The 24,575-nt window shown below is 51.4% G+C and carries 19 protein-coding genes; 15 read left to right on the top strand and 4 right to left on the bottom strand.

What is annotated here, in order from left to right:
- The 7 genes from L4D19_RS01260 (at nucleotide 1) to L4D19_RS01230 (ending at nucleotide 9,579) form a co-directional block, all read left to right on the top strand.
- The gene (locus L4D19_RS01260; protein WP_428450802.1) at nucleotides 1-1,767 is read left to right on the top strand and encodes a formate--tetrahydrofolate ligase; all 1,767 of its coding nucleotides are present in this window, start codon (nucleotides 1-3) and stop codon (nucleotides 1,765-1,767) included.
- Between the two features lie 114 nt (nucleotides 1,768-1,881).
- A complete protein-coding gene (locus tag L4D19_RS01255; RefSeq protein WP_428450801.1) occupies nucleotides 1,882-2,862 on the top strand; it encodes a dipeptidase in 981 nt (326 codons plus the stop codon).
- Nucleotides 2,863-3,417 carry a DUF5943 domain-containing protein gene (locus tag L4D19_RS01250; protein ID WP_428450800.1) on the top strand — a complete coding sequence of 185 codons (555 nt, stop codon included), beginning with the start codon at nucleotides 2,863-2,865 and terminating at the stop codon, nucleotides 3,415-3,417.
- 12 nt (nucleotides 3,418-3,429) lie between these two features.
- Entirely contained in the window at nucleotides 3,430-5,499 is a 2,070-nt protein-coding gene (locus tag L4D19_RS01245) for an oxidoreductase (RefSeq protein ID WP_428450799.1), read from the top strand.
- Between the two features lie 60 nt (nucleotides 5,500-5,559).
- On the top strand, nucleotides 5,560-7,491 hold the full coding sequence (locus tag L4D19_RS01240) for a (Fe-S)-binding protein (RefSeq protein ID WP_428450798.1): 1,932 nt from the start codon (nucleotides 5,560-5,562) through the stop codon (nucleotides 7,489-7,491).
- Nucleotides 7,488-8,771, top strand: a complete 1,284-nt coding sequence (locus L4D19_RS01235) for an electron transfer flavoprotein subunit alpha/FixB family protein (RefSeq protein ID WP_428450797.1) — start codon at nucleotides 7,488-7,490, stop codon at nucleotides 8,769-8,771. Before L4D19_RS01240 ends, L4D19_RS01235 begins: the two co-directional genes overlap by 4 nt.
- Complete coding sequence (locus L4D19_RS01230; protein WP_428450796.1) at nucleotides 8,758-9,579, top strand: electron transfer flavoprotein subunit beta; 822 nt, start codon at nucleotides 8,758-8,760, stop codon at nucleotides 9,577-9,579. The genes L4D19_RS01235 and L4D19_RS01230 overlap by 14 nt, the downstream gene beginning before the upstream one ends.
- Nucleotides 9,580-9,618: 39 nt before the next feature.
- Here L4D19_RS01230 and gbdR read toward each other — a convergent pair whose 3' ends face one another.
- Nucleotides 9,619-10,770, bottom strand: coding sequence for a choline metabolism transcriptional regulator GbdR (gbdR, locus tag L4D19_RS01225; protein WP_428450795.1), 1,152 nt, complete (start codon nucleotides 10,768-10,770; stop codon nucleotides 9,619-9,621).
- 571 nt (nucleotides 10,771-11,341) lie between these two features.
- Between gbdR and betI the strand changes: the two genes are divergently transcribed.
- The 6 genes from betI to choV all read left to right on the top strand — a co-directional run bounded on the left by betI (nucleotide 11,342) and on the right by choV (nucleotide 18,475).
- Nucleotides 11,342-11,935: a transcriptional regulator BetI gene (gene betI / locus L4D19_RS01220; RefSeq protein WP_239411783.1), complete on the top strand. Its 594-nt coding sequence runs from the start codon at nucleotides 11,342-11,344 to the stop codon at nucleotides 11,933-11,935.
- 35 nt (nucleotides 11,936-11,970) lie between these two features.
- Nucleotides 11,971-13,431, top strand: a complete 1,461-nt coding sequence (gene betB / locus L4D19_RS01215) for a betaine-aldehyde dehydrogenase (protein ID WP_428450794.1) — start codon at nucleotides 11,971-11,973, stop codon at nucleotides 13,429-13,431.
- 77 nt (nucleotides 13,432-13,508) lie between these two features.
- The gene (betA, locus tag L4D19_RS01210; protein WP_428450793.1) at nucleotides 13,509-15,203 is read left to right on the top strand and encodes a choline dehydrogenase; all 1,695 of its coding nucleotides are present in this window, start codon (nucleotides 13,509-13,511) and stop codon (nucleotides 15,201-15,203) included.
- 181 nt (nucleotides 15,204-15,384) lie between these two features.
- A complete protein-coding gene (locus tag L4D19_RS01205; RefSeq protein WP_428451393.1) occupies nucleotides 15,385-16,302 on the top strand; it encodes a choline ABC transporter substrate-binding protein in 918 nt (305 codons plus the stop codon).
- Nucleotides 16,303-16,430: 128 nt separating this feature from the next.
- On the top strand, nucleotides 16,431-17,279 hold the full coding sequence (choW, locus tag L4D19_RS01200; RefSeq protein ID WP_428450792.1) for a choline ABC transporter permease subunit: 849 nt from the start codon (nucleotides 16,431-16,433) through the stop codon (nucleotides 17,277-17,279).
- A 2-nt stretch (nucleotides 17,280-17,281) separates the two neighbouring features.
- Nucleotides 17,282-18,475, top strand: a complete 1,194-nt coding sequence (gene choV, locus L4D19_RS01195; protein WP_428450791.1) for a choline ABC transporter ATP-binding protein — start codon at nucleotides 17,282-17,284, stop codon at nucleotides 18,473-18,475.
- Between the two features lie 75 nt (nucleotides 18,476-18,550).
- Here the strand turns inward: choV and katG are convergent, their stop codons facing one another.
- The 3 genes from katG to L4D19_RS01180 all read right to left on the bottom strand — a co-directional run bounded on the left by katG (nucleotide 18,551) and on the right by L4D19_RS01180 (nucleotide 23,004).
- Nucleotides 18,551-20,776: a catalase/peroxidase HPI gene (katG, locus tag L4D19_RS01190; protein WP_428450790.1), complete on the bottom strand. Its 2,226-nt coding sequence runs from the start codon at nucleotides 20,774-20,776 to the stop codon at nucleotides 18,551-18,553.
- A gap of 203 nt (nucleotides 20,777-20,979) precedes the next feature.
- A complete protein-coding gene (locus tag L4D19_RS01185) occupies nucleotides 20,980-21,954 on the bottom strand; it encodes a nucleoside hydrolase (RefSeq protein ID WP_428450789.1) in 975 nt (324 codons plus the stop codon).
- Nucleotides 21,955-22,080: 126 nt separating this feature from the next.
- On the bottom strand, nucleotides 22,081-23,004 hold the full coding sequence (locus L4D19_RS01180) for a LysR family transcriptional regulator (RefSeq protein WP_428450788.1): 924 nt from the start codon (nucleotides 23,002-23,004) through the stop codon (nucleotides 22,081-22,083).
- 147 nt (nucleotides 23,005-23,151) lie between these two features.
- Between L4D19_RS01180 and L4D19_RS01175 the strand changes: the two genes are divergently transcribed.
- Both L4D19_RS01175 and L4D19_RS01170 read left to right on the top strand, forming a co-directional pair.
- Nucleotides 23,152-24,087 (top strand): universal stress protein, encoded by a 936-nt coding sequence (locus L4D19_RS01175; protein WP_428450787.1) that lies wholly within the window; start codon nucleotides 23,152-23,154, stop codon nucleotides 24,085-24,087.
- A gap of 39 nt (nucleotides 24,088-24,126) precedes the next feature.
- The gene (locus tag L4D19_RS01170; protein ID WP_428450786.1) at nucleotides 24,127-24,570 is read left to right on the top strand and encodes a phosphate-starvation-inducible PsiE family protein; all 444 of its coding nucleotides are present in this window, start codon (nucleotides 24,127-24,129) and stop codon (nucleotides 24,568-24,570) included.
- Nucleotides 24,571-24,575 lie beyond the last annotated feature (5 nt).

The raw sequence follows: 24,575 nt of genomic DNA, 5'->3' as shown, positions 1-24,575 counted from the left end.
ATGAAAAATGAACTCAATGTTGCCTTGGTTTCAACGGAGATAGTTTCTCCAGAGATAGTTTCGCCGGAGATCGTTCCACCGGACAGCTTGCCGTCTCCGGGGGCTCCCGATATTGATATCGCCCGTGCAGTGACGCCGAGGCCAGTGATTGAAGTTGCTGCCGAGCGGCTGGGCTTGCTTCCTCATGCCCTGATCCCCTATGGCCACTACAAGGCCAAAATCGACATGGCGCAGCTGGATGTCAGTCATCAACGCGGCCAGTTGGTGCTGGTAACCGCAATGACGCCGACAACGGCCGGGGAAGGCAAAACCACCACCAGTATTGGTCTGTCAGACGGACTCAACGCCCTCGGGGTAAAAAGTACTGTCTGCTTGCGCGAACCATCGCTGGGGCCGTGCTTTGGTATGAAGGGCGGAGCGGCTGGAGGAGGGCGGTCGCAGGCGATTCCCATGGAAGATCTCAACCTGCACTTTAATGGCGATTTTCATGCGATCACGGTTGCCCATAACTTGCTTGTCTCCCTGATTGATAACCATATCCATTGGGGAAATGAACTAGGCTTGGATCCCCGTCGGATCTGCTGGCGGCGGGTAATGGATCTCAATGAGCGGGCTCTGCGCAATATTGTCTGTGGGCTCGGTGGGACGGCCCATGGTGTTCCGCGTGAGACGGGGTTTGATATTACTGTTGCCTCGGAGATCATGGCGGTGCTGTGTTTGGCCGAAGGACCGAAAGATCTCCAGAACCGCCTTGGTGAGATGATCATAGGCCGGCGCCGTGATGGCAGTGTAGTGACGGTACGTGAATTAGGTGCCGACGGTGCGATGACGGTGTTACTCAAAGAAGCCATGATGCCGAACCTTATCCAGAGCCTTGAGCATAACCCGGTACTGGTCCATGGCGGCCCCTTCGCCAATATTGCCCATGGCTGTAGCTCCCTGATGGCAACGCGAGCGGCATTGGCCCTTAGCGATGTTGTGGTGACAGAAGCGGGTTTTGGTGCCGATTTGGGGGCCGAGAAGTTTATTAACATTAAATGCCGTCTGGCAGGTTTGTCTCCGGATGCGGTGGTGCTCGTTTGCACCGTAAGGGCATTGAAAATGCAGGGCGGGATTGAAAGGCAGGCTCTGGATCAGCCGAATGTGGCCGCGGTCGAAGCGGGCTCAGCTAATTTGCTGCGACATATCCAGAACATCCAGCAGTTCGGTCTGATCCCGCTGGTGGCAATTAATCGTTTTCCAAGCGATAGCGATGAAGAGCTAGCCGTGATCCAGCGGTGCTGTCTGGCATCGGGAGCCCGGGTCGTGTCTGCCGATCATTGGGCTCGTGGCAGTGAAGGGGCTCAGGATATGGCGACAGCCGTCCTCGACCTGCTCCAGCAACCACCACCTAATGTCATACCGCTGTATGCTGATGATATGCCGCTGGACGAGAAAATTACGGCGGTGGCAACGCGGATCTATGGTGCTGGCGAAGTCCATTTTTCAACCAAGGCCTTGTCTCAGCTTGATGATATTCACCAGCTTGGCTTTGGTCATTTGCCTGTCTGTATTGCCAAAACACCTTACAGCTTTTCATCAGAGCCCGGAGTTTTGGGCGCGCCGATTAATCACGCTTTGCCTGTAAAAGAAATTCGCCTGATGGCCGGTGCGGGGTTTGTCGTTGTGATATGCGGCGACATCATGACTATGCCGGGCTTGCCGCGTCACCCGGCGGCGTTGGATATCAGGCTGGATGAGCACGGAGAAATTACCGGGTTGTTTTGACGGAAATACTTCATTGGATGTCGTTATTACACAGTCCGTCAGATGGCAGTGACATATCGTTAATTTAAGTGACATAAACGATTTGCTGATAGCTGCTCACAGGAGGGGGAATGTATGTCGGATGCCGCGCAACTGCACCAAGAGTCAATCATTATTGATGGCCTGATCATTGCCAGGTGGGATCGCGCCTTGTTCGAGGATATGGCAAAAGGGGGACTGACGACCGCCAACTGCACAGTATCGGTGTGGGAGGGCTTTCAGGCAACCATGAACAATATTGTTGAGTTCAACGGGTACTTCCGCGATCACGGCGATCTCATTCGCCCTGTTCGATGTACCGAAGATATTTATCTTGCCAAGGAAGAGGGCAAAACCGGGATTATACTCGGCTTTCAAAATGTACATGCGTTCGAAGATCAGATTGGCTATGTCGAGATCTTCAAAAAACTCGGGGTCGGAATCGCGCAGATGGCCTACAACACCCAGAACCTGGTGGGGACAGGATGTTATGAACGCGACGGCGGGTTATCCGGTTTCGGCCATGAAGTTGTTGCCGAGATGAATCGGGTCGGCATGATGTGCGATCTTTCACATGTCGGGGCAACAACCTCTCAGGAGGTGATCCTGGCATCGAAAAAACCAGTCTGTTACTCCCACTGTCTTCCGTTGGGGCTCAAGGAGCATCCCCGCAATAAATCAGACGATGAGCTGAGATTTATCGCCGATCATGGCGGTTTTATCGGGGTCACCATGTTCGCGCCTTTCTTGAAAAACGGTATCAATTCGACCATCGAGGACTATGTCGAAGCGATTGATTATATCGTCAATATTGTGGGTGAAGATTGTGTCGGGATCGGCACCGATTTTACTCAGGGCCATGATCAGGCTTTCTTTGAATGGCTGACTCATGACAAGGGGTATGCCCGACGGTTAACCCGGTTTGGTGAAATCATCAATCCCAAGGGGATCCGCACCGTCGGCGAGTTTCCTAATCTGACCCAGGCCCTGCTGGATCACGGCTGGCCGGTGAGCAGAGTGAAGAAAATCATGGGAGAGAACTGGGTTAGGACTCTCAAAGCAGTGTGGGACGAATAGATGCCAACATTACCTTACTCGAAAACACATGCCCCGGAAGTCCCTATCGAGGTGGACAGCGAGTCCGGCGTCTGGAGCACCAACGGGCTTCCGATGTTGTATGTCCCAAGGCACTTTTTTATTAATAACCACACCGCAGTGGAAGAGGCTCTCGGGGCCGAGAAGTATGCCGAGATCCTCTATGGCGCTGGCTACCAATCGGCTTATTACTGGTGCGAAAAAGAATCAGAAACCCACGGCCTGCAAGGTGCAGAGGTGTTTGAGCATTATATGAAGCGCTTGTCGCAACGGGGCTGGGGCCAGTTTGTCATTGAGAGTCTGGATATCTCTAATGGACGGGCCAAAGTGCGGTTATACCATTCGGCTTTCGTTTATCACTACGGCAAGGTTGAACGCAAAGTGGATTATATGTTCACAGGATGGTTTGCCGGTGCGATGGATCAGATCACCCGGGGGATAGGCCAGCCGATAGAGACGGTTGCTGTCCAGCAACAGAGCGAGGCGCAGACAGGTTGTGATTACGGCCTGTTTGAAGTGATGCCCAGGGACAATTGATAAGGAGTGGGGATGTCGCAGTTTGATGCTATTTTCCAGCCGTTGGCGATTAATAAGTTGATGATCCGTAACCGGATAGTCAGTACTGCCCATGCCGAAGTCTATGCCACACTCAATGGCATGCCGACCGAACGCTACATCCGTTATTACGAGGAAAAGGCCAAAGGCGGGATCGGGTTGTGTATTTGCGGCGGGTCGAGTCCGGTCTCGATAGACAGTCCGCAAGGGTGGTGGAAGTCGGTGAACCTCTGTACCGATGACGTTATTCCTCACCTGCAACAATTGGCTGAGGCGGTTCACCTGCACGGTGCGCATATCATGATTCAGGTCACCCACATGGGGCGCCGGTCACGCTGGGACGGTGGGGACTGGCCGCATCTTCTCAGTCCAAGCGGTATTCGTGAACCGGTTCACCGGGCAACCTGTAAAACTATCGAGCCGGAAGAGATTGAGCGGATCATTGATGATTATGCCGCCGCCGCTCGGCGGGTAAAGGCGGGAGGGTTGGACGGTGTTGAGCTGTCGGCGGTTCACCAGCATCTGATTGACCAGTTTTGGAGCCCGAGAGTCAACAAGCGGGATGATGAGTGGGGAGGCAGCTTCGAAAACAGGATGCGCTTTGGCCTTAAGGTGCTGGAAGCCGTTCGCCGTGAAGTCGGTCCTGATTTTGCCGTCGGTATGCGCATTTGTGGTGACGAGTTCCATCCTGATGGTTTGACCCATGATGACATGAAGCAGATTGCAGCGTATTACGATGCGACTGGTCTGGTGGACTATTTTGGCGTCGTCGGCTCTGGCTGTGATACCCACAATACCCTTGCCAACGTGATCCCTAACATGAGCTATCCGCCCGAGCCATTTTTGCATCTGGCGGCCGGTATCAAGCAGGTGGTTAGCGTGCCGGTGATCCATGCCCAGAATATAAAGGATCCCACTCAGGCCGAACGTGTGCTGGAAGGGGGGGATGTAGATTTTGTCGGGATGACCCGAGCCCATATTGCCGATCCGCATCTGATTGCCAAGATCAGGTTGGGTCAGGTTGATCAGATCCGCCAGTGCGTCGGTGCCAATTATTGCATTGATCGTCAGTATCAGGGGCTGGATGTACTTTGTCTGCAAAATGCGGCGACTTCGCGTGAAGAGACAATGCCCCATATCATCACGAAAACTGACGGCCCGGTTCGAAAAGTAGTGGTGGTTGGTGGGGGCCCCGCCGGTATGGAGGCGGCGCGTGTTTGTGCTGAACGTGGCCATGATGTCACTTTGATCGAGAAATCCTCCCGGCTTGGCGGACAAATCACGCTGGCAGCCAAAGCACCGCAGCGTGAACAAATTGCAGGGATCACCCGTTGGTTTGAGCTAGGGCTGGCACGGCTGGGTGTCACTTTGGAAATGGACACTGAAGCGGATGCCGAGCGTGTGATAGCGTTGTCCCCTGATGTGGTGATTCTGGCGGTCGGTGGCCAGCCGTTCATCGAGCAATTTCCTGGCTGGGGAGCGCAGGACGGTTTGGTTGTCAGTAGCTGGGATATCCTGAGTGGCAGTGTAGAGCCGGGCAGTAATGTGCTGGTCTACGACACTATCTGTGAGTTTTCGGGGATGTCGGTTGCAGATTATCTGGCGGCGAAAGGTGCACTGGTTGAATTGGTGACGGATGACCTGAAACCCGGAGTGGCTGTCGGTGGTACCACCTTCCCAACCTATTACCGTAGCCTCTATCAGCGAGAAGTGATCATGACGCCGGATTTTCGTTTGGAACAGGTATACCGGGAAGGCGAGAAAGTCATCGCCGTGCTGGAGAACGAGTATACCCAGCAGCGGGAAGAGCGGGTGGTGGATCAGGTCGTCATAGAAAATGGTATACGGCCTTGTGAAGCCCTGTATTACCAATTGAAGCCGGGCTCGATCAATAAAGGTCAGGTTGATCTGGCTGCATTGTACGCGGCCAAGCCGCAGCCGGAACTTGCTCATCATGCAGGCAATGGTCAGGGCTACCTGTTGTACCGGATCGGTGACTGTGCTTCACAGCGAAATATTCACGCTGCAATTTATGACGCCTTGCGCCTTTGCAAAGATTTCTGATCGTACAGATTTTGACTTAACACTTTTCGCCTCACAACTCGCGCAGAAAAGGGGATAACGATGCTGACATCTTTAGTTTCCGTGCTGTTATTGCTGGGATTACTAGTCACGTTGTTCGGCGCCGTTCGCCGGGTGAGGCTCTGGCGTCGGGGCAAACCTTTTGCGGTTAATATCTGGGCCGGGCTATCGAGTATCCCAAGACGGTATCTGGTTGATCTCCATAATGTTGTCGCTCGCGACAAAGCAACAGCTCATATGCATGTGGCAACCGCGGGGGGCTTTGTTGCCGCGCTGGTGATGCTGAGCATTATTTACCTTTTTGGCATTAATAACGGGGCAATGCATTTGCTGGCGCTTATTGCCTGTACGGTGATGTTGCTGGGGGCGCAGCTGGTGGCAGGGAGACGTCGTTCGGCGCCAGCGCATTTGTCTACCGGCCCTTGGATGAGGCTGCCGAATAGTCTCAAAGTATTTGCAGGAACATTTTTGCTTGTCAGTATTTTTGGCCTGTTGGGGATAGATAACTTGCCGACAATACTGCTTGTTTTACTGGGAGTTGCAATGATAGCGGGCATGGGCGAGATGCTGCTCGGACTGACCTGGGGCGGCCCCATGAAACATGCTTTTGCTGGCGCATTACACCTGGCTTTCCATCCTCGCGCTGAGCGCTTTGGCGGTGGTCAGTCAACGGGACTCAGGCCGCTTGACTTGACCGAGCCGCATTTGGGGGTAAACAAACCAACTGATTTTCACTGGAACCAGCTGCTGGGCTTTGATGCTTGCGTGCAGTGTGGCCGCTGTGAGAAGGCGTGCCCGGCCTTTGCAGCCGGTCAGCCGCTGAATCCGAAAAAGCTGATCCAGGATATGGTAGTCGGTATGACTGGCGGTTCGACAGCCAGTTATCATGGCAGTACTCATCCGGGTCAAGAACCGCAGCTTGGAGAGAAAGCCATTTGTGGCGGGCCTGAGCAGTCTTTGTTCGAGAGCCTGGTGGAGCCGGAAACAGTCTGGTCATGCACCACGTGCAGAGCCTGTGTCGAGGAATGCCCGATGATGATTGAGCATGTGGACGCGATCGTTGATTTGCGTCGTTATCTGACTCTTGAACAAGGCGCGACTCCCGGTAAAGGGCCGGAAATGCTTGAAAACCTGATCGCGACCGATAATCCCAACGGTAACCCTCCACAGCAACGCAATAACTGGGCCGTTGATCTGCACATTCCCTTGCTGGCTGATGTGAAGCAGGCAGATGTGCTGCTCTGGGCGGGGGACGGGGCGTTCGACATGCGCAACCAGCGTACACTTCGGGCCTTGGTTACCTTGCTGCAGCGGGCGAATGTTGATTTTGCCGTGCTGGGCAATGAAGAGCTCGATTGCGGTGATTTGGCCCGTCGCCTTGGTGACGAGGCAACCTTTCAGCGCCTTGCAAGAGCCAATATAAACACATTGAGCAAATACAGATTCAAGCGGATTGTGACAGCAGATCCGCATGCATTTCACCTCCTGAAGAACGAGTATCCTGACTTTGGCGGTAACTATGATGTTTGCCACCATACCCAGTTGCTGGCAGAGCTGGTCGCTCAAGAGAGCCTGAAGCTGGAGCCTGTTCGAGATCTGTCGGTGACTTATCACGATCCTTGTTATCTGGGGCGCTATAACGGCGGTTATGAAGCACCTCGGTCTCTGTTACGGGCTATCGGGATCGAAATAAAAGAAATGGAACGTTCGGGCTATCGCTCTCGTTGTTGCGGTGGCGGTGGTGGTGCGCCTGCCACCGATATTGCAGGTAAGCGCAGGATACCGGATATGCGAATGGATGATGTGAGGGAAACTGGGGCTGACATTGTTGTCGTGGCCTGTCCGCAGTGCAGCCTAATGCTTGAAGGGGTTGTTGAGCCACGCCCTGAGGTACGGGATATTGCCGAGTTGCTGTTGGAAGCCCAGCCTCAGCCTGTTCGGCATTGTCAGGTCGATGAAATGGAGGCGTCATGAGCAGAGTATTCCGTCGCGATCCTCGGCTTGAGCGTATTCAGCGCAATCGCCTTCATCCTTTGCATCTTAACTGTGCAAACCAACATTCTGATAATCAATCTCAAGGTAGTCTCGCCGACTCTGGCACTTTTCCTGATATCAGCTCTGGAACCACGCCAATACTTGATTCGCGATGCAGGAACGCTTCCCGGTTGCCCTTGCATCGAGTCGATGATCCTGACTTTTTTATCGCCGTGGTGCCTGAGATGAGTGGCGGCAGGCTAACCAGTGCCGACAGAGATATGTTGGGGCTGGCGCAGCAGTTGGCAAATGGCGGTTTTGCTCATAATCATATGGATGGTCAGAAGATTGAGAGACGCGGAGCCGTGCTGGCGGTGGTCTTTTCTTCTATCAAAGATGATCGTTTCGCCGATGCAGGGATAGATCGGCTACTGGATCTCTCTGTGTTCGGAGAGGAAGGATACCAACCTGAGTATCAGCTCGCTTTGCTACTACAGGCTGATAAGCAGTTTGCCCCCAGTTACTGGCTGTTTGGCGATCAGACTATGAACAGTGCCGATCTCGGTCGCCGCCTGGCCGCCAGGCTGGACGAGCGAGCAGCTACCGGGGTGGTAGAAATTGATGACAACTGGATATGGTGCCGTGCCGGGCAAAGTGGCAACGAGTATCGTCGCACGCATGAACGTATCTTGCTGGTGGCAGAGCAGATCGCCGAGCCGGTAAGCCAATGTTGCTATCAGGCCAGTCCGGTTGAGCTGGACTTGATTACATTGGAAAAGATATCCGCGACATCGCCGAAAATTGATGATTTGGGTCTGCTTCCCGTTGATCCCGGCTCTGTTTCCTTGGTGGAAGCGGAGTTTGTCTTTGCGGGCGGAAATGGTGTGACTGATTGGCCGTTGTTTCATCAAGCGGCTGCAGCGCTTGGGGCTGCTGAGGGTGCAAGTCGTGTGGCTGTGGATGACGGTAATATGCCGCGTTCAACCCAGGTTGGCGCATCCGGTACCTTGGTTTCAGCTCGGGTTTATTTGGCGGTGGGGATTTCCGGGGCGATCCAGCATCTGCAGGGAATGACCCATTGCGATACGGTGATCGCCATCAATCTTGATCCAGGGTGCGCCATGGTTAGCCGGGCAGATCTTAGCGTGATCGGTGACAGCAGCGAGATCTTGCAGGCTCTGGTTAGCAGTATTAAACGGGGTGAGAGTGAAAGTAGGATTGGGGAACTGATGGGATTTGATCGAGATCAGGCAAAGGAGAAGTGGGATGATGCTGTGTGAGCCTCTGCAAATCATGGTGTTGGTATCGACCGGTATGCATTCACAAACTGGGCGGCCATGCCGTGCTTCACTGGATGCACAGGCGATTGAGCTGGCATTGCAACAGTCCGGTGCGGTGATTGAGGTTGTCCATGCCAGCCATGCAGATGGAGCGGAACAGTCGGCATTACGAGATTACCTGGGAATGGGAATCGGGCAGATAACTGTTCTTAAGCTGCCAGAGCTCTCCGATCCGGTATCGGCTCTGGCTCAGTATGTGAATGAAGCGGAGCCCGATTTGGTACTGTGCGGCGAACAGGCTGAATGGGGGGAAGCGTCAGGCTTGCTACCTTACCTGTTGGCAGATCAGTTAGGTTGGGCGATTGTGCCGCATATCGCTGGTTTGGCAGGTGTTGCAGATAGACATATCGAGCTTTTACAGGCGTTACCACGCGGTCAGCGCCGGAAACTATTGGTCAAGCAACCTGTGGTGGTAACCATTAACAGTGCGGCGCCGCAGGCCAGACAAAGTGCGTTCTTAAAAGCGCGCGATGGCATCATCAATATGCTCGAATTTGAATATGATTCCGAACATGAATTTGGGCTTAAGCTTGCGGCAGATAGCGAACAGTCCCAATGGCAATTACAACCAGCAAAACAGCGCCCCAAGCGGCTGAAGATCATCACGGCGAAAACCGCTGCAGAACGGATGAAAGCTGCAACAATGGTGACGCCGAGCCAGGCGGGCAAGGTATTACAAGGCACTTCCCCCCAACAGGCTGCCGAAGCCATTCTCGCCTTGCTGCGAGAAGAAGGGGTTCTCAAGTAATACTTTTTAATCCACTGAACTTTAAAGTTAATTAAGAACCTAGCAAGCCGGGTTGGGAAGTGTAGTCGGATCGTCAAAACCGGTATCGAACAGGTTGTCATCATGCCGTTCACTGAGTTCGGTAAGTGCCGGAAGATTGGTAATTATCGGGAACTCTGCCATATCCGGTTGCTCGGCAATTATTGGTTGTGGAGTGGTAATAGTTTGCTCTGTAGCAACTGGCTGTGACGATATCCCTTGTCGCTCGTGACGAGGAGGAATGCCAAAGCAGTCACGGTAACATTTACTGAAGTGAGGCGTTGAAACAAACCCACAGGCCACGGAAACCTCGATGACAGACAGGTTGGTTTGTTTTAGCAACTGTCTGGCCCGGCTAAGCCGGAGCTGAAGGTAATAGCGCGAAGGTGAACATTGTAGATGTTTCTGGAACAGCCTTTCCAGCTGTCGTCGTGACAGATCGACAAACCCAGCCAGTTCATCCATTCCGATAGGTTCTTCCAGGTTGGCCTCCATCAGAGAGACGATTTCAAGCAACTTAGGCTGGGACGCTCCGACCAGGCTGCGAAGCGGCACTTTTTGCACGTCCTCGCCATTGCGGATCCGCTCGCACATGAACATTTCCGATATCGCTGCACTGAGTCTGTTGCCATGTTGTTTGGCCACTAAAGTGAGCATCATGTCCATTGGCGCAGTCCCGCCTGTGCTGGTCATTCGCCTGTCACTGAGGGTGAATAGCTTATTGGTGATTTTAACCGAGGGGAATAACTCCTGAAGCCCGGCCAGGTGCTCCCAGTGAATGGCGCAGTGCTGGTTTGCCATCACCCCTGCTTTTGCCAGGGCATAGCTGCCGGTGCAGATCCCGCCGAGTATTTTTTGCTGACGATCAAGCTGGCAAAGCCAGCTTGTTAGTTGGGGTGTACAGCTACGTTCAATCTGAACACCGCCGCAAATAATCAGTGAATCAAGCGGCAGTTGAGATGGAATTTGGTCATCGACCCTTACCTCGAGCGCATCACTGGCGGCAACAGGTTGGCCATCATCACTGAGGGTAAACCATTGGTACAGCTTCTCTCCCGAGAGTTGATTGGCCATGCGCAATACTTCAACGGCCGATGCCATCGCGATCATGGTGAAATTGTGAGTGAGATAAAAACCGATGCGCATGGGTTGTCGTGTTGTTATTGAAGTCATCGCCAGTTCCCCCTAAGTTGCCACGTGATCGTGATGGGTCGAATGGTGTCAATTACCGCGAAATCCTTACAGTACACAGCGTTTTAAATGTCAGGAAAAATTACCTTCTCTTTCTGTGTAATTCAGGGTTCATAAAAAGTAAATTTTTTTATCGAGAGTTAGCTCAATAAGGGGAGTTAAAAGGGGAAATTAAAGCGCAAAGTATCAAACGACGGCGAAATATGGTTCGTCGTGTCAGATTGCGATGGTTGTAAAGATTAGAGCACTAAACAAAAAGCTGACCACACTTGTTATTTCAGGCTGAGTGTAAGCAATCTCTGCGAGTTACGGCCTAGTCGCTAATAAGATCCTGTCAGTTGATAGAGACTTGTTTTCGACACAAAACATTTAGATCAAGCTGTTTTTTTTGGATTTATTTTAATCTGTTTAAAATCAACTGCTTGTGGTTGTTTTGGTAAAGGGTTTTTCCTTGTTATTCATTACGGCACGAAACATTTTTTGACTTGCTGTCAATGGTATGTAAAATTATTTTTAATTAAACGTTCAATCAAGAAACATTTGAGTAGCAATTATGCCAAAAGTCGGAATGCCAGAAATTCGCAGACCACAGCTCGTCGAGGCCACAATGGCTGTTATTGATGAAGTTGGGCTTTCGGGTGCGAGTGTGGTTTTGATCAGCCGCAAGGCCGGTGTTTCTCCTGGGATCATTAATCATTATTTTGGTGGTAAACATGGTTTGCTGGAGGAGACGATGCGCTCGGTGCTGCGTCAATTGTCAGCGACCTCCATAGAGCACCTTCGTGCCGCGGACAAAGATGACGTGACCGCCAGGGTCAAGGCGATTGTTGCGGCGAATTTTGATGGGTACCAAGTCGAGAGCAAAGTAGTGAAAACATGGCTGGCCTTCTGGGCGCAGTCTATGCACGATACTACGTTGCATCGGCTACAGCGGGTCAATGAACGCCGTTTGTTATCGCACCTCCGCTTTGAACTCAAGAAAGTTTTACCTTCTGAACAAGCCCTTTTTGTCGCACAGGGCGTTGCTGCACTTATTGATGGGATTTGGCTAAGAGGGGCGTTAAACCCTGACGGAATTTGCCCGGACAAAGCCCAGCAGATCATCTCTGATTACCTGCAAAAACAACTCGCCCCGTATTTGAACTGACAAAGTCATAACAACATTAATTACCAAGGCATTTGATGAAAATGAAGTCTCTGTATATCCATGGTCAGGCTACTGAAGCCTCATCTGAAGAAACGTTTGTAACCTGTAACCCGGCAACCGGCGAGGAGCTGGCCGAGATCGGACAGGCCACTGTTCAGGATGTTGACCGTGCAATCGCTTCGGCACAACAAGGTTTCAAAGTGTGGTCAGCGATGAGTGGCATGGAAAGAGGGCGTATCTTGATGCGGGCGGTAGCGATTCTCCGTGAGCGCAATGATGAGCTTGCCGCGTTGGAAGTCAAAGATACCGGCAAGCCGATCCAGGAGGCCATCGAGGTAGATATTGCCACAGGTGCGGATGTTATCGAGTACTACGCGGGGCTTGCCTCGGCAATTCAGGGCCAACAACAAGATTTGGGTCACGGTCAGTTTTTCTATACCCGCCGTGAGCCATTGGGTGTTTGTGCCGGAATTGGTGCGTGGAACTATCCAATCCAGATTGCAATGTGGAAATCGGCTCCTGCTTTGGCGGCTGGTAACGCCATGGTATTCAAGCCGTCTGAAGAAACGCCGCTTTCGGTATTGAAGCTGGCGGAGATCTTCACAGAAGCCGGTGTCCCTGATGGCGTGTTTAACGTGGTTCAGGGTGACTACCGTGTCGGGCAGATGCTTTCCCGCCATCCGGATATTGCCAAGGTTTCTTTCACCGGTGAATCGGGCACTGGCAAGAAAGTCATGGCTGATGCTGCCGGTACGCTTAAGGACATCACGATGGAGCTTGGTGGTAAGTCACCGCTGATCGTCTTTGATGATGCCAAGTTAGACAATGCGGTTTCTGCTGCCATGCTGGCCAATTTCTACACCCAGGGCGAAGTTTGTACCAACGGTACCCGGGTCTTTGTTCATGATGCGATTTACGACCAGTTTATCGAGCAGCTTGCTCACCGTACCAATAAGTTGGTTGTTGGCGATCCTGCTGATATGTCGACCCAGATCGGCGCGCTGATATCAGGCGAACATCTCGAAAAAGTACTCGGGTTTATCCAGGCCGGGAAAGAATCCGGTGCCCGCCTGATCTGCGGTGGCGAGCGTGAAACAGCCAATGGACTCGACAAGGGATATTTTGTTCAGCCAACCATCTTTGCCGACTGTACTGATGACATGCTCCAGGTTCAGGAGGAGATTTTTGGCCCGGTGATGTCTGTGTTGCGATTTAGCGATGAAGACGAGGTGATTCAGCGGGCAAATGCCACCCTGTATGGACTTGCTGCCGGTTTGTTTACCCAAAACCTTTCTCGTGCTCACCGGGTGATTGCCCAAATTGAAGCCGGTATTTGCTGGGTGAACACATGGGGTGGTTCGCCGGCAGAAATGCCTGTTGGAGGCTACAAGCAGTCTGGTATCGGGCGAGAAAATGGAATTGAAACGCTCAATCATTACACCCAGAACAAGAGTGTGATGATTGAGCTTGGTGATCTTGAGTGCCCTTATGATTGAGCCACATATCAGCACTAGCAGGGGCTGCTGATAGCAGCTGGCTTTAATCTTCACAATAGAATTGAAAGGGAAATCAAATGAGCAAAACCTACGATTACATCATTGTCGGAGCGGGATCCGCTGGCTGTGTACTGGCAGACCGTCTAACAGCATCGGGGGAGCACAATGTTTTGCTGCTAGAGGCAGGAGGTGGTGACAAAAGCATTTTCATCCAAATGCCGACAGCATTGTCATACCCAATGAACAGCGATAAGTACGCCTGGCAGTTTGAATCACAACCTGAGGCCGGTATTGATAACCGCCGCCTACATTGTCCGCGAGGACGTGTGCTGGGTGGTAGCTCGTCAATTAATGGCATGGTGTATGTGCGAGGTCATGCCTGCGACTTTGACGAGTGGGTTGAGCATGGCGCGGCAGGCTGGAGTTATCAGGAGTGCCTGCCGTATTTCCGCCGCGCAGAATCATGGATTAGCGGCGAGGATGATTACCGGGGTGGCGACGGCCCGCTGGCAACCTGTAACGGTAACAATATGACGCTGAACCCGTTGTATCAGGCGTTTATCGATGCCGGACAACAAGCGGGTTACCCGAAAACCGATGATTACAACGGTTATCAGCAGGAAGGCTTTGGCCCTATGCACATGACGGTTGATAAAGGTGTTCGCGCCTCAACCTCAAATGCCTATCTGCGCCGAGCCATGAAGCGCAACAACCTGACCGTCAAAACGGGCGTTGTCAGCCGCAAGGTATTGCTTGAAAACAAGCAGGCTGTCGGGGTCGAAATCGAAATTTCTGGCCAGATCGAATCGGTGTTTGCCAGCAAGGAAGTGCTGCTGTCGGCAGGCTCTGTCGGCTCACCGCAGCTTCTTCAACTGTCTGGGGTGGGGCCCAAGGCGGTATTGGAGCAAGCTGGAATTGAGGTAGAGCACGATTTGCCGGGTGTCGGGGAGAACCTGCAAGACCACCTGGAAGTCTATTTCCAATATGAATGCCATCAGCCCATAACGCTGAACAGCAAGTTGGGGCTGATTAGTAAAGGACTGATCGGTACACGCTGGATATTACGAAGAGATGGTCTGGGAGCGACCAATCATTTTGAGTCGTGTGCTTTTATCCGTTCTCGCGCCGGATTGAAATGGCCAAATATTCAATATCATTTCCTGCCTGCGGCGATGCGCTACGACGGTCAGGCAGCCTTTGATGGTCACGGTTTCCAGGTGCATGTCGGCCCGAACAAACCGCAAAGCCGCGGCCGTATTCGGGTTGAATCTAGCGACCCGCATCAAAAGCCCAACATTGAATTTAATTACATCAGTACAGAACAAGATAGGCAGGATTGGCGTGACTGTATTCGCCTGACCCGTGAAATTCTGGCTCAGCCAGCCATGGATGAATACCGCGGCAAGGAAATCCAACCGGGAACAGACGTTACAAGTGATGAAGCGATTGATGCCTGGGTGCGCCAAAATGTCGAGAGTGCCTATCACCCATCATGCTCGTGCAAGATGGGAGCAGATAACGATCCCATGGCCGTGCTGAACGAGAAGTGCCAGGTCAGGGGAATTGATTCTCTCCGAGTGGTCGACTCGTCGGTGTTTCCGACCATTCCGAACGGCAACCTCAATGCGCCGACAATTATGGTGGCGGAGAAAGTTGCCGACGCCATCTTAGGCTGCGCTCCTCTTGCCCCTTCAGATGCACAGATCTGGATTGCCCCTAACTGGGAAACCGAGCAACGTGTTGGTCCTGCCCAGCGTCAGGTGAGCGCCTGACAGACCCAGACACTATTACTAAAAACAAGCAGCCTAATTACCAAAACAAGCAAGCTGACTGTTGGGAATACATCAGCCTTCTCGCCAGATACGAGAAGCGTCATTACTTAACAGATTTGGCTTAACAAACATGGATAAAGGAAGAGTCATGAAGACAAAGAAAACGATTAAAAACGCAATCATGGGTAGCTCAGCACTATTACTCAGTCTGTCGGCATCAACGGCATTAGCGGCCCAGTGCGAAACCGTACGTTTCTCTGATGTTGGCTGGACAGACATTACGGCAACAACGGCGATCACGAGCGAAGTGCTCAAAGGGTTGGGCTATAAGACCTCAACTCAGCTGCTGTCGGTACCGGTGACATACTCCTCCATGGCCAACAAGGACATTGATGTGTTTCTGGGAAACTGGATGCCAACGATGGAAGCGGATATTGCCAAATATCACCAGGATGGCTCAGTCGAGACAGTAAGGGCCAACCTGGAAGGGGCTAAATATACCCTTGCAGTTCCGAAATACGTATATGACGCCGGTGTCCGCAGCTTTGCTGATCTGGCTAAACACAAAGATGAATTCCGAGGCCGTATCTATGGTATCGAGCCGGGTAATGACGGCAACCGTCTGATCCAGGACATGATTGATAAAAATGCCTTTGAGCTGAAGAGCTTCCGTCTGGTCGAGTCCAGTGAAGCCGGCATGATGTCGCAGGTTAAACGTGCAGTTAACCGCGAGCAGTGGATCGCTTTCCTTGGCTGGGCGCCGCATCCGATGAACAGCAACTTTGATATGGCCTATCTGGACGGTGGCGATGATTTCTTTGGTCCCAACTACGGCGGTGCAAGTGTTTATACCAATGTTCGTCAGGGCTACCTGAAAACGTGTCCGAATGTCGGCCAGCTATTGCAGAACCTGAGCTTCAGTCTCGAGATGGAAAACCAGCTGATGGGCGAAATCCTGAACAACAATGCCAAGCCAGATGCGGCGGCAAAAGCCTGGCTGAAAGCCAATCCGCAGGTACTGGAACAGTGGCTTAACAAGGTAACAGCACAAGATGGCAGCAATGCTACTCAAGCCGTGAAGACATACCTGAATATCTAATTGTCTATTGCTTGCCTGATACAGGCTGACTGTCGATGCTGCCACCGTAACAGGTGGTAGCCGCTCGGCGTGATAGATAAACACGGAACGACCTAATATAAAAAAATATGGACCATTAAGGAGTAACAGTGGACTTTATTACAGAGCATAAAATCCCTTTAGGTGATTGGATGGCAACCTTCGTGGATTGGCTTACCTACAATGCCGCAGGATTTTTTGACTCACTTTCCTATACCCTGGAATCACTGATCATGTTGTTGGTTGATCTGTTTAAGTGGTTTCCGCCAGCGGTGCCGATTTTGATGACAGCCTCGTTGGCCTGGTTTCTTCACCGGAACCTCTCGCTGGTCATTTTTGTGGTCGCGGCACTGCTATTGATCATGAACCTGGGTTACTGGGAAGAAATGCTGGAAACTTTCGTTCTGGTATTAACGGCCACGATGATCTCGGTATTGGTCGGGGTGCCTGTCGGCATTGTTGCTGCACACAAGCCTTGGTTGTATACCATCATGCGTCCGATCCTTGATTTGATGCAGACCATACCGACATTTGTCTACCTGATCCCAACCTTGGTGCTGTTTGGTCTGGGGGTAGTTCCCGGCCTTATTTCTACCATTATTTTTGCCATTGCCGCTCCAATCCGCCTGACCTATCTGGGTATTAGCCGAGTCCCTGAAGAGTTGGTCGAGGCGGGTAGAGCCTTCGGGGCCAATCGAATGAAGCTGTTGTTCAAAGTTGAACTTCCGGCGGCAATGCCAAACATTATGGCAGGGATAACACAGTGCATCATGCTGTCACTATCGATGGTGGTGATTTCCGCGCTGGTGGGGGCTGACGGCTTGGGTAAACCGGTGATCCGCGCCCTCAATACGGTCAATATTTCTCAGGGGTTTGAAGCAGGTTTGGCCATTGTATTGGTCGCTATTATTCTGGATCGTCTATGTAAGACTCCGGCAAGCCAGAGCAAGGAGGGTTAATCATGAGTGCGATCAGTATTAAAAGTCTGGATGTGATTTTTGGCGAGCAGGCAACCCAATCTCTGGCATTGCTGGATGAGGGCAAAAGCCGTCAGGAAATTATTGATGCCACCGGTGATGTGGTCGGCGTCCATGATGTCAGCCTCGATATTGAAGAGGGTGAAATTTGTGTCTTGATGGGGCTGTCCGGCTCCGGTAAATCGAGCTTGCTACGTGCGATTAATGGCCTGAATAACATCAGTCGTGGTTCGCTCAAGGTGCAGGATGGCGAGGAGTCGATAGATCTTGCCAACTGCGATAAAACGGCCCTGCGCCATTTGCGTACCAACCGTATATCCATGGTATTCCAGAAGTTTGCTTTGATGCCTTGGCTGACCGTACTCGACAATGCTGCCTTTGGTCTGGAGATGCAGGGTATCGGCAAGGCTGAGCGTCGTCGCCGTGCAGAAGAAAAGCTCGATATGGTGGGGCTTTCCGAGTGGAAGAATAAATTTCCCCATGAGCTATCGGGGGGGATGCAGCAGCGTGTCGGATTGGCACGGGCATTTACCATGGATAGTGACATCTTGCTGATGGATGAACCGTTCTCGGCGCTGGACCCGCTCATTCGTAGTCAGCTTCAAGATGAATTGCTGGAGCTACAGCGTCAGCTGAACAAAACCATTGTGTTTGTTAGCCATGATCTGGATGAAGCGCTCAAGATTGGCAATAACATTGCGATCATGGAGTCCGGTAAGCTGATCCAGCATGGAAAGCCTGAAGAGATTGTGCTCAAGCCTAATTCACAATATGTGAAAGACTTTGTCGCTCATACCAACCCGCTGAATGTGCTGCGCGGACGCTCCCTGATGACAGAGACCAGCGATCTTGAGTCGTTGGGAGACATGCTGATCCTTAACCAGCACGACAAGACTTGCGTTAGTACCTCTGCGGAGGGGGAAATTATGGCGGTAACCCGGCAGGATGAGTCTTTGGCATTGCAGCAGTGGCAAGAAGGGGGCTGCCTTGAGACGCTTGAACAAGACAAGGTAGTGATGACAACACCCGATATCTCGATGCGTGAGGCACTGGAAATTCGTTATCGTACCGGTCAGCCTGTATTACTGGGAACGGAAAGACGCCTGGAAGGGGTATTATCAGATAATGACTTTTATCATGCTCTGCTCGGTAAGCACTTTTCTGCCAAGCTGGCTTAGGAATTGCCCTTAACTGTTATACAGAATGAAAATCCGGTACAGCAGAGTACCGGATTTTTTGTTTTGCCAGCGAGATTATTGAATATCAAAGCGGTCGAGTTTCATGACTTTTACCCAGGCGACGATAAAGTCATCGACAAACTTCTCTTTGGCATCATCGGCAGCGTAGACTTCGGCTACGGCCCGTAACTCAGAATTGGAGCCGAAAATAAGATCAACCGGTGTCGCGGTCCATTTCGCCTTGCCATTGCTACGGTCAATGCCTTCATAGACGCCATCTTGCGATGATGATTTTTGCCATTTGGTGGACATATCCAGCAGATTGGTGAAGAAATCATTACTTAATGTTCCCGGTTTATCGGTGAATACACCATGCTGGGACTGCCCGGTATTGGCATTCATGACACGCATGCCTCCGATAAGCACCGTCATTTCAGGTACGGTTAACGTCAGCAGATCGGCTTTATCGACCAGCATTTCAGCTGGGGATCGTTGGTTGTCATTGCCAAAGTAGTTACGGAACCCATCAGCACTTGGTTCCAGTACCGCAAACGAGTTTACATCTGTCTGTGCTTGTTTTGCATCGGTACGTCCGGGGGTGAAGGGGACTTTGACATCATGGCCAGCTTGTTTGGCGGCATCCTCAATCGCAGCGGCGCCACCCAATACAATCAGGTCAGCAAGAGATACTTTCTTGCCGTCAGACTGTGTGCTGTTGAAGTCCTGCTGAATTTTCTCTAGCTGCTGGAGCACCTTCGCCAGTTCTTCGGGATCATTGGCATGCCAGCTTTTCTGGGGCTCAAGTCGAACGCGTGCGCCGTTGGCTCCCCCGCGCATATCCGTACCGCGAAAGCTTGATGCAGAGGCCCAGGCGGTTCTTATTAATGCGGGAACGGCTAGATCCGAGGCAAGAATATCGGCTTTGAGCTTGGTGATGTCCTCATCTGTAATTAAGGTGTGATCGACGGCTGGTACAGGGTCTTGCCATAACATGGCTTCCTCGGGGACTTGATCGCCGAGATAGCGTGCACGAGGCCCCATATCTCGGTGCGTTAGCTTGAACCATGCCTTGGCAAAGGCTAATTCAAACTCTTTCGGGTTATCAAGAAATCGTTTGGAGATTTTACTGTACTCAGGGTCAAACTTGAGCGAAAGGTCGGTGGTGAGCATGATAGGTGCGTGTCTTTTTGATGCATCATGGGCATCCGGCACCATGTCTTTAGCGCTTTCGTCATCGGGGATCCACTGTATGGCGCCTGCTGGGCTTTTGGTCTGTACCCATTCGAAGTTGAACAAGTTTTGAAAGTAGTTGTGGGTCCATTGAGCCGGACTGACTGTCCAGGCTCCTTCCAGCCCGCTGGTGATGGTATCGGCACCATGGCCAGAACCGTATTTGTTTTTCCAGCCAAGGCCTTGCTCTTCGGTGCTGGCTGCTTCAGGTTCCGGGCCGACATATTTGGATGGCTCCGCGGCACCATGTGCTTTACCGAAGGTATGCCCGCCGGCGATAAGAGCGACGGTCTCTTCATCATTCATTGCCATTCGGCCAAATGTTTCGCGGATGTCCTTGGCCGCTGCCAGTGGGTCCGGATTGCCGTTTGGTCCCTCGGGATTAACATAGATCAGCCCCATTTGAACGGCGGCAAGTGGTTTTTCCAACTCTCTGTCACCGCTATAGCGCTTGTCTGCCAAGAACTCATTTTCAGGTCCCCAGTAGACCATGTCTGGCTCCCAGGCATCTTCACGTCCGCCGGCAAAGCCCAGGGTTTTGAAACCCATCGACTCCATGGCAACAGTACCGGCCAGAACCATCAGGTCGCCCCAGGAGATATTACGACCGTATTTCTGCTTGAGTGGCCAAAGCAGGCGTTGTGCCTTATCCAGGTTGGCATTATCGGGCCAGCTGTTTAAAGGGGCAAAACGCTGCATTCCGCCATAGGCACCGCCGCGCCCATCACTGACGCGATAGGTTCCCGCACTGTGCCATGCCATCCGGATGAATAATGGCCCGTAGTGACCATAGTCAGCAGGCCACCAGTCTTGGGAGGTTTTCATCAGTGTATCCAGATCTTTTTTCACAGCACTCAGGTCAAGACTGTTAAAGGCTTCTGCATAATTGAAGTCTTCACCCATTGGGTTCGACGAGGCAGTATGCTGTCGCAGGGGAGAAAGGTCGAGTTTCTCTGGCCACCAGAACTGATTCGATTTCGGCTCTCCCTGTGCATAGGCAGAGTTGTTCAATAGAAGTGGTGACAGGGCTACCGCTATAGCGGCTAGCAGAGGGATCGTCTGTTTACGCATGGGAGTTACCCCTTTGTGGTAGGTACAGGTAAAATATAAGCCTGAACCTCCCGTTTTTGGGGGCAAAAGTGATGGAAAATACTGATTGTTGTAATCGGTAAAACCAATCATGCTGGTGGGCGAGTTGCCCAAGCCAGATATTGCGATAAGTTTTCTGGCCCGGGCAAAATGATGAAACTGCTTAAGCTTTGGGAAGTTGCGGCTTACCCAAACTGCTTACTGTAATTGATAATGCTGTCGCGATAGAGGGCAAGTAGTTCCTTATCATTAACAGCAATACCTACTTTTTGTTCCGGCATCTCTGCCCAGTCATCCGTCTGATGACGGCGACCATCAAACTTTTGCAGGGTCAGTCCTTCGGCCGGTCCGTCGGTAACGACCCGAATCGGCCCTTCGCGAAGGGTAAATAATTCCGGCTTGATGACATAGGCAATGGCAGACGGGTCGTGGACATGGCAGCCTTCCAGTCCCAGCTTGTTGGCATAAAAGCGCAGGTAGTAACGACTTACGTCCCAGATGAATTCACCGACTTTGCCGCCCTCGGCCTTTAGGTCGTCGATATAATCTGCAGAGAAGAAGCTCTCTTCTGTGACATCTAGTCCTACGATGACTACCGGCCAGTCGGCAGTAAACACCTTGTCAGCCGCATGCGGGTCGTCGTGAATATTTGCTTCGGCATAAGGGGTAACATTGCCACGGTGGCCGTTCATCCCAAAAGCACCACCCATTACAACGACTTCCTTCACCAGACTTGTGATTTCAGGGGCAGCATCAAGAGCCAGGGCGATATTAGTCAGCGGTCCGACAGTCACCAGCGTGATCTCACCGGGGTTGGCTTTGACTGTATCGATAATGTACTGGTAGGCCGGACGCGGATCGGCACAAGCATGCTCGGGCTCACTACTGTGAAGATCACCAAACCCTGTTTCGCCGTGTACGACAACGGTAGCACCAACTGGCGGGCGCTGGATTGGCTTGTCAGTACCTTTGGCGATGTCACAGCTGAAGTTGAACTTCTCTTTTAGGTAGAGTGCGTTACGCGTGCCATTCTCAATAGTGGCATTGCCATACACCGTAGTGATCCCGACAAGGTCGATATCCGGATGGGCCAGAGCAAATAAAATGGCCATTGCATCATCGATACCCGGGTCGGTATCAAGAATAATCTTCTTACGCATAGAGAAAGTATCCAACAATTAATGTGATTTTATCTTAGCGTTTATTGGTGTATTAGCCTGTGATTGTCTTCACGGTAATATGAAAGCTGATGAAACATCAGGTGATTATATGTGGCTGCGGGATGATTACTGCTGGCTCAGTATGTGCTTGCCTTTTTTCTGGATAAACTCGACGAATGCTTCGCTCAATACTGTCTGTATCCGGTGTGCCGAGCGAACAAGGTGCCAGGAGGTAAGAATGGGAAACCCCTCGACTGGCAGGGAGATAAGGTGAGGTGTCGGTTCATACTTGATTGCGTATTCAGACAGAATGGAGACGCCCAGATCAGCAATCACACAATGTTTGATGGCCTCGTTACTTTCTATCGTCATTTGCGGGGAGAGCTTTAAGCCTCTGCCCTCGAAAAAGTGTTCTATGGCGTACCGGGTTCCCGACCCATACTCGCGGGAGATATAGGGGTAATGGCATAGCTCCTCCGGAAGAATACGGTCTTTTTGTGCAAGCGGATGTTGAGAGTGGGCAATGGCGACTAATGGGTTGACGAGAAAGCTGATCGCATCTTTCGTCATCTCGTCACTCAGGTGGCTAAACAAATAAATGTCATCCAGATCCTGTTCGTAGCGCTGAATAATTTTTGCCCGGTTACCTACAGTTAGCTCGATATCCACCAGAGGATATTGCTGGCAGAACGAGCCGAGCAGGTGGGGAATAAAATACTTGGCAGAGGTGACCACGGCAATGCGCAATGTACCGGCTTTTAGTTCATTGAGATCTGCCAGTGATATCTCGAGTCTGTCGAGCGTTTCAAACAGTTCAACACTGTGTTCAGCTACGATTTTTGCCGCCTCGGTAAATACCAGCTTTCGTCCTACCTGTTTATAAAGAGGTGTGCCCAGCACTTCCGTGAGCTTACGGAGCTGAATAGAGATAGTGGGTTGGGTCAGGTTAAGTATATCGGCGGCTTTAGTAATGGAGCCGACTTCGTACACGGTTTGGAAAACGTGCAAGGGCCGGATGGTATTTAACCTTCGCCGCAGGTGTTGCGCCATATGAGCTCCATTTAGTTAATCTATATAGACATTAGTCTATGTGTGGCATGTCAAAGATTAATTATTATTTAAGCGTTGAATAGGTCACTGTAGATCTGCACAGAGGTTGAATGAATATTATGACCAATCAGGTATTGCGGAGGCGTTATGACTTATCGACGTTTATTGGTTCCGGTGTCCCCCGAGCAGGTATTGGGGCCAGCCTTTCATCAGGCATTGGCGTTTGCCGATCAGCAAAAAGCGGTAGTGACATTATTGACTGTTGTCGAGGATCTTGAAGAAATTCAGGAATTGACCAAACACTCTTTCACTACCTTGGATCTACTTGATAAGGCGACAGCCACTTATCATCAGCAGTTGAAAGAACATGTTGCGGTACTGCGGCAACAATACCCCCATATCACATTCGGTACCCAGATAAGAATGGGCATTCCGTTCATCGAGATCATCAAATCGGCGGCGGAGAGCAAAGCTGATTTGATTATCATCGATACCCATCGGCAGCATAAACAATCGGCCTGTCAGTGGGGAAGCACGACGCGGCATTTAATGCGAAAATCGCCGACGCCCATCTGGGCTATCCACCACAATCAGTCGAAGATCCAACGTGTCGTCGCATCGGTTGATGTCACCGGAGAAGACTCAGAGGGCTTGAATGAAACAATTTTGGCACTGGCTCATGAATTTGCCTCTGTGAATGAGGCCAGCTTGTACCCTTGTCATGCCTGGCGGTTAGAGACCGAGGGGTATTTGCGAAAGTGGAATCACTGTACCGATTTGGATATTGCCCTAATTGCCAAGGAACTGCGCAGCGAACGGTCAGCTCGTTTGCGAAACCTGCTGCTTCCCTACGAGCAACTGACGACCCCAGTTCATTCTCGATTGCTAGAGGGAGATGCGAGGAAGGCACTACCTGATTTTGTCAGGAATGAAGAAATCGATTTAGTGATTATGGGAACGCTCTCCCGAACAGGGATAGCTGGTTTTTTGATGGGAAATACAGCTGAATCCATGCTTGATGAGCTGCAGTGTTCAGTGATCACCTTGAAGCCGAAGGGGTTCCGCTCACCAATTCTTTCTTAGTGCTCAATCCCAGTGGGTTATGTGGAGCGGAGGTGAGCTATGCAAATTGACAATGAAGATACACTCTCTAAGAAACTGGAAATTGTCATCCATTGGTCTGTGAGAACCTTGTCCATTTTAATGGTGTTTGTGATTGTGATGGGGGTGTTGGATGTTGGGTGGACGCTCTACCAGCGGATCATTACGCCTCCGATTTATATCTTAACCATCAACGACATGCTCGCAACATTCGGGGCATTCATGGCGGTGCTGATTGCCATCGAGATTTTCATCAACATTACGATCTATCTTCGTGACAATGTGATCCATGTGAAGATTGTGATGGCAACGGCTCTCATGGCTATCTCCAGGAAAGTGATTATTATTGACCTCGAGCAGATTGATGTTATGTACGTCTTTGCAATTGGTTGTGTTGTGCTAGCAATGAGTATCGGCTATTGGCTTATTCATCAGTTACCGCGAAAAAACCACATTGAGGAATAAAGTAT

It is taken from the genome of Photobacterium kasasachensis (assembly GCF_050336885.1).
Lineage (GTDB): Bacteria > Pseudomonadota > Gammaproteobacteria > Enterobacterales > Vibrionaceae > Photobacterium > Photobacterium kasasachensis.
This window is presented reverse-complemented; position numbering and strand designations above follow the sequence as displayed.